Origin of the sequence: Dietzia sp. SYD-A1 (genome assembly GCF_015356725.1) — a bacterium.
Lineage (GTDB): Bacteria > Actinomycetota > Actinomycetes > Mycobacteriales > Mycobacteriaceae > Dietzia.
The window spans coordinates 1-6,148 of sequence record NZ_JADDKI010000183.1; the positions used below are offsets into that span (position 1 = coordinate 1).

At 69.8% G+C, this 6,148-nt stretch carries 6 protein-coding genes; 5 read left to right on the forward strand and 1 reads right to left on the reverse strand.

Annotation, left to right across the window (positions count from 1 at the left end; all coding sequences use genetic code 11):
- From IY392_RS08365 to IY392_RS08380, 4 genes are all read left to right on the forward strand, one after another.
- On the forward strand, positions 1 to 831 hold an 831-nt coding region (locus IY392_RS08365; RefSeq protein WP_194860958.1), incomplete at its 5' end, for an arabinosyltransferase C-terminal domain-containing protein.
- 70 nt (positions 832 to 901) lie between these two features.
- A complete protein-coding gene (locus IY392_RS08370) occupies positions 902 to 1,687 on the forward strand; it encodes an enoyl-CoA hydratase (protein ID WP_107755812.1) in 786 nt (261 codons plus the stop codon).
- Entirely contained in the window at positions 1,675 to 2,907 is a 1,233-nt protein-coding gene (locus IY392_RS08375) for a GTP-binding protein (protein WP_194860959.1), read from the forward strand. Before IY392_RS08370 ends, IY392_RS08375 begins: the two co-directional genes overlap by 13 nt.
- Positions 2,908 to 3,091: 184 nt before the next feature.
- The gene (locus IY392_RS08380; RefSeq protein WP_107755814.1) at positions 3,092 to 3,982 is read left to right on the forward strand and encodes a LuxR C-terminal-related transcriptional regulator; all 891 of its coding nucleotides are present in this window, start codon (positions 3,092 to 3,094) and stop codon (positions 3,980 to 3,982) included.
- A gap of 60 nt (positions 3,983 to 4,042) precedes the next feature.
- On the opposite strand, the gene IY392_RS08385 is transcribed toward IY392_RS08380, so the two are convergent.
- Entirely contained in the window at positions 4,043 to 4,618 is a 576-nt protein-coding gene (locus IY392_RS08385) for a cob(I)yrinic acid a,c-diamide adenosyltransferase (RefSeq protein ID WP_182611950.1), read from the reverse strand.
- 130 nt (positions 4,619 to 4,748) lie between these two features.
- Here IY392_RS08385 and murA point away from each other — a divergent pair, with 130 nt between their 5' ends.
- Positions 4,749 to 6,032: a UDP-N-acetylglucosamine 1-carboxyvinyltransferase gene (gene murA, locus IY392_RS08390; protein WP_194860960.1), complete on the forward strand. Its 1,284-nt coding sequence runs from the start codon at positions 4,749 to 4,751 to the stop codon at positions 6,030 to 6,032.
- Positions 6,033 to 6,148: the final 116 nt, after the last annotated feature.

Sequence of the window (6,148 nt, forward strand, 5' to 3'; positions counted from 1 at the left end):
GGCGAGGGCATCAACGGCAGTCACGCCGCTCTGCCCTTCGGGCTCGACCCCGCCCGCGTGCCCGTGCTCGGCAGTTACCAGACCGGCCCGCAGTTCAACGCCGAGACCACGACGGACTGGTACCCGCTCCCCGAGAGGAAAGACGAGCACCCGCTCATCACGATCGCCGCGGCCGGCTCGTTCGCGCCGGACGCGATCCGCGTGGAGTTCGCCACCGACCCTGCTCCCGCCACCGCTCCGGCAGCCGGTGCCCCGGCCGCCACCGAGCAGTTCGAGTCGGCCGGGTCCGTCCTGCCCATCGACATCGGCCCGGCGCCGTCCTGGCGGAACCTCCGGGTCCCGGTCGACATGCTGCCCTCCGACGCCACGGCCATCCGGCTCGTGGTGCGCGACCTCGACCCGGATCCGTCGCGGTGGATCGCGGTGACACCTCCCCGGATGCCCGAGTTGGTGACCATGCAGGAGCTGGTCGGGGACTCGCGACCGGTGCTGCCGGACTGGGCGGTGGCGTTCCACGTCCCCTGCCTGCGCCCGTTCGAGGAATTCGCCGGCGTCCACGAGCTGCCCGAGTACCGGGTGCTGCCGGATCGGGACCTCGCGGTGAGCTCGACCAACACCTGGCAGGCCTGGGACGGCGGCGGGCCCCTCGGGTTCATCGAGCTGCTCCTGGCCGGCGAGACCGTCCCCACCTACCTGGAGCACGACTGGTCACGGGACTGGGGTTCGCTGGTGAGGTACGAGCCGTTGGTGCCCGGGGCGAGGACCGCGACGGTGGAGCACGGCGAGACCGTACGGTCGGGGCTGTGGAACGGGGGACCGCTCGCCAGATGACCGGCTAGCATCGGACCCGGAGCTTTTACAAGGAAGTCCAAGTATCCCCTGAGGCAGACTGGAGCACGCGATGTCCGTGACGGAGAAGCAGTTCGAGAACATCCTGGTGGAGCGCAACGACCGCGTGGCGGTCATCACGCTCAACCGACCCAAGGCGCTCAACGCCCTGAGCAGTGGCATGGAGAAGGAGGTCGTCGAGGCCGTCGAGGGTCTCGACTCCGACCCCGACGTCGGCTGCATCGTCATCACCGGTTCGGAGAAGGCTTTCGCGGCCGGCGCGGACATCAAGGAGATGAAGGACAAGAGCTACCCGGGGATCTACCTCGAACGGTTCTTCGGCGACTGGAAGCGGCTCACCGCCGCCCGCACACCGATCATCGCGGCCGTGTCCGGCTTCGCCCTCGGCGGCGGCTGCGAGCTCGCCATGATGTGCGACATGATCATCGCGGGCGACAACGCGAAGTTCGGCCAGCCGGAGATCACCCTGGGCGTGATCCCCGGTATGGGCGGCTCGCAGCGGCTCACGCGCGCGGTGGGTAAGGCCAAGGCCATGGACCTGTGCCTCACCGGCCGTCAGATGGACGCCGACGAGGCCGAACGCTCAGGCCTGGTCGCCCGCGTGGTCCCTGCCGCGGAACTGCTGGACGAGACCCTGAAGGTCGCCGCGAAGATCGCCTCGATGAGCAAGACCACCGCCATCGCGGCGAAGCAGGCCGTCAACCGGTCCTTCGAGACCACCCTCGAGGAGGGTCTGCTCGCGGAGCAGAACGCCTTCTACGCGCTCTTCGCCACCGAGGACCAGACCGAGGGGATGTCGGCGTTCGCCGAGAAGCGGAAGCCCGAGTGGCGGCGCTGAGGGATCAGCCCCCACGCGGGCGCCTCGCCGGGGGTGGCGACGGGCGCCCGGATGCGCGCCGCGCCCCCGGCGATCCCCTGCCCGTGGTGGTCCTCACCGGCTACCTCGGTGCCGGCAAGACCACGCTTCTCAACCACCTGCTGTCCGGAGCGCCGGAGTTGCGGATCGCCGCTATCGTCAACGACTTCGGCGAGATCGACGTCGACGCCACCTCGGTCGCCGGGCGTGTGGACTCCATGATCTCGTTGGCCAACGGGTGCGTCTGCTGTGAGGTCGACGCGAGCGAACTAGGTGACACCCTGGCCCGGCTGGCCGGGCCCGATCACGGGCTCGACCTGGCGGTGATCGAGGCCAGCGGTCTGGCCGAACCGGCGGTCCTGTCGCGGATGGTCCACGAGGTACCACGCGAGGTCGTGCGGCACGCGGGGATGGTCCAGGTGGTCGACGCCGAGGGACTCGACGATGCGATGGAGCGGCACCCGAGGTTGGCGGCGCATCTGGCGGAGGCGGATCTCGTGGTGGTCAACAAGTGCGATCTCGTGGACCGCAGCCATTTCGACCGGATCCGCGAGACGATCCGCCGGCACGCCCCTCGGGTCGCCGTCCTGCCCGCGGTCCGGGCGGCCGTGCCGACGGGTCTGCTGCTCGGGATGGAGCCGGATCGGTCCGTCGCCACCGGGGCGGCAGGAGATCCGGAGCCCGCAGAGGGACAGCGCGGGACCCACGACCACTCGCATCTCCGCGACCACTCGCACCTCCACGACGGCTACCGGGCTCTCACCGTGGCCCCGGCCGGACCCCTGCACCCCCGACGGTTCCTTGCCGCGCTCGCCTCGCCGCCGGCCGGCGTCTACCGCGCCAAGGGAACGGTGACCCTGTCCACCGTCGACGGTCTGCGACGGTATGAGGTGGCCCTGGTGGGGCGCAGGCTCGAGCTGCGAGCGGGCGGACAGGGCGCCGAGGGGGTGGTGATGATCGGCGTCGATCTCGACGACGACGAGGTGGGCGCGTTCCTCGGTGACGCGGTGCTGTCACCGGGGGAGGCGGTCGACGCGGAGGCCGATCTGGGCCTACACCCGTATCTCGTGGGTGACCCGGACGCCAGTGACGTCGAGGAGTGGATCTACGACGAACAGCGTGCCGCGCCTCTCACCGGGGCGGCCGCGATGCTGGTGGATCCGGAGGATCCCGAGGCATTCGATCCAGCTTTCACCCCCTGAGCGCACCCCGGTGGGGAAGACGGTGACGGTACCCCCGGGGTAGTCGGTCGGTGGCCTCCGCCTGAGGTCGGCATCAGCCCGGCCACGTGCGTATAGTGGCGCTGACTAAGGTGATGTGTGGCACGTGCGGGGGGTCGTCCCCTACTCGCGGTGGGGGTATGCCACGGACGTGGGAGGAGACCTCATGGACGAGGAGAGCGCCGGCCGTGGTGCAGCAGGGAACGCTGCGAGTGATGCGCAGCGTCGCCGGCGCGATCTGGCATCCGTGCGTAGCGCGATCTCTGCCCTGCGGGAGGCCACCGGGATCCCGGTGACCATCGGTGGGGTCGTCGGCGAGGGCCACACCCTCGTGCTGTCCGAGTCCCTCGGGATGCGAACCTCGGCGATGAAGGACCTGACGGTCCACTACGGTGCCGGCGTCGGTGGTCGGGTCATGGCCACCGGCAAGCCGGTCGGGGTGGCCGACTACCAGCGTGCCGGGGTGATCACCCACGAGTACGATCTCCCGGTTCTGTCCGAGGGTCTGCGCTCGATGGCGGCCATCCCGGTCGTGGTGGGTAAGGACGTGAGAGCGGTCCTCTACGCCGGCGTTCACTCCTCGGTCCGTTTCGGCGAGAAGGTCCTCAACCAGATGGCGGCCACCGCTCGTGCGCTCGAGCAGGAGATCGCGGTCAACGACGCACTCGCGGCCCGTGGCGCCGCCCCCATGGGGCCGGGCGCGGGGGAGGGGCGCTGGGATGACGTCCTGTCCAACGAGCGGATGCGCGATACCCACGCGCGACTGAGGATGCTGGCCTCGCGGACCGAGGATCCGGACGTACGGGCCGAGCTCGAACGGATCTGCGCCGAGATGGTCTCCCCGCCGCCGGAGATGCCGACCGCTCGTCTGTCCCGCCGCGAACTGGACGTTCTCGCCTGCGTCGCGCAGGGGAAGACGAACATCGAGACGGCCGCCGACATGGGTATCGGCGCGGAGACCGTGAAGAGCTACCTGCGCTCGGTGATGCGCAAGCTTGACGCGCACACCCGGTTCGAGGCGGTCAACGCGGCGCGGAGGATGGGCGTGCTGCCCTGATCGCCGGTCGGTGGGCCCGTCCGGCTCGTCGAACCCGGCGTCTTCCCGGACCCGGCGCCGTCAGCCCCGCTCGCCGCCGGGAACCCAGAGGACGTCACCGTCCGGATTGGCCACCCTCCCCAGCACGAACAGCAGGTCCGAGAGCCGGTTGAGGTACCGCGCCGGCAATACGGATGTGGTCTCCGGATGGGCGTCCGTCGCCGCCCAGGCGGCTCGCTCGGCGCGCCTGACCACGGTCCGGGCGACGTGCAGGTACGCCGCGCCGGGGGTGCCACCGGGAAGGATGAACGAGGTCAGGTCGGGAAGGTCCGCGTTGAACTCGTCGATCCACCCCTCCAGTCGGTCGATGTAGGACTCTTCGATCCTCAGCGGGGGGTACTTGGGGGCCTCGACCACCGGGGTGGCGAGATCGGCCCCGGCGTCGAAGAGGTCGTTCTGCACGACCCGGAGCACCTGTGCGACTCGGTTCTCCAGATCGCCGCAGGTCAACGCTACCCCCAGGGCCGCGTTGGCCTCATCGCACTCCGCGTAGGCGTGGAGTCGGGCGTCGTTCTTGCTCACCCGGGAGAAATCGGACAACCCCGTGGTGCCGTCGTCGCCGGTCCGGGTATAGATCTTGGTGAGATGCACAGCCATGACGCCAACCTACCCGCGCGCCGACCCGCGGCCCCGGCTGCACGGTGGCGTGGTCCCGCCGGAGGCGTCGCGTCGTGCCGCGGACGCCGGGCTGCGCGGATTGCTCCCGCATCTCGCCTAAGGTGGACCCGTGAGCGGTAACCCCACGTCCCGCGAGGAGAGCTTCCTCGTCACCGGCGGAACCAGACTGGCCGGCGAGGTCTCTGTCGCCGGCGCGAAGAACAGCGTGCTCAAGTTGATGGCGGTCGCGCTGATGGCCGAGGGCCGGACCACTCTGACCAACTGCCCGGACATCTCCGACGTTCCCGCGATGGCGGACGTGCTGCGGCATCTCGGGTGCGCCGTCGAGATCTCGGGCGGCACCGTCGTGATCGACACTCCGGCGGACCTGGGGCACGTCTCCGACGACAGGGCCGCACAGAGGCTCAGGGCGTCCGTCTGCATCCTGGGGCCTCTGGTCGGTCGCTACCACCGGGCCGAACTGGCGATGCCGGGCGGTGACGCGATCGGGGATCGCCCGCTCAACTGGCACCGCGAGGCGCTCGAGAAGTTGGGCGCCACCACGAGGATGGATCACGGCCGACTGTTCGCCGAGGCGGCCGAACTCACGGGGGCCAGGTACACCCTGGCGTTCCCGTCCGTCGGCGCCACGGAGACGTTCCTGTTCGGTGCGGTCCTGGCGAGGGGGACCTCGACCCTGGTCAACGCGGCCCGTGAACCGGAGATCGTCGACATCTGTGACCTGCTGTCGAAGATGGGCGCCCGGATCAGCGGGGCCGGGACGAGCACCATCACCATCGAGGGTGTCGAGTCGATGAGCCCGGTCAGCCACCGGGTGATCGGGGACCGGATCGTCGCCGCCACCTGGGCGATGGGAGCCGTGATGACACGAGGAGACGTGACCGTCACCGGTATCGATCCCATGTTCATCCACGTGGTCCTGGAGAATCTCCGGGGTGCGGGAGCACAGGTCTCGACCGGATCGGACTGGGTGCGGGTCACGCAGGAGGGACGCCCCCGGGCCCGGGATGTACGGACCCTGCCGTTCCCCGGTTTCCCGACCGACCTCCAGCCGATGGCGATCGCGCTGGCCTCGGTGGCGGACGGCGCGTCGGTGATCACCGAGAACCTCTTCGAGGCACGCTTCCGCTTCGTCGAGGAGATGGTGCGCATGGGAGTGGATGCCGAGACGGACGGTCACCATGCCAAGATCCGGGGTCGCGAACGACTCGACTCCGCCACCGTGTGGGCCAGTGACATCCGCGCCGGTGCGGGTCTGGTCCTCGCGGGGATGTGCGGAGACGCCGTGACGGAGGTCTGCGAGGTGTTCCACATCGACCGTGGCTACCCCGACTTCCTCGAGAAGGTGCGGTCGCTGGGCGGCCGGATAGAGCGCGTCGATACCCACCGCTGACCGAGCCGATGGCGCCGCTGTCCACCGCTGACCGAGCCGATGGCGCCGCTATCCGCCAGTTGACCTGGCGATTTGCGTTTGGGTTCACGTCTGCGTAACTTATTGGAGGTCGCCGA

Bases quoted from the DNA above. Each gene is read 5' to 3' on its own strand.
- IY392_RS08370 (WP_107755812.1), top strand. From the start codon at position 902: ATGTCCGTGACGGAGAAGCAGTTCGAGAACATCCTGGTGGAGCGCAAC.
- IY392_RS08380 (WP_107755814.1), top strand. From the start codon at position 3,092: ATGGACGAGGAGAGCGCCGGCCGTGGTGCAGCAGGGAACGCTGCGAGT.
- IY392_RS08385 (WP_182611950.1), bottom strand. From the start codon at position 4,618: ATGGCTGTGCATCTCACCAAGATCTATACCCGGACCGGCGACGACGGC.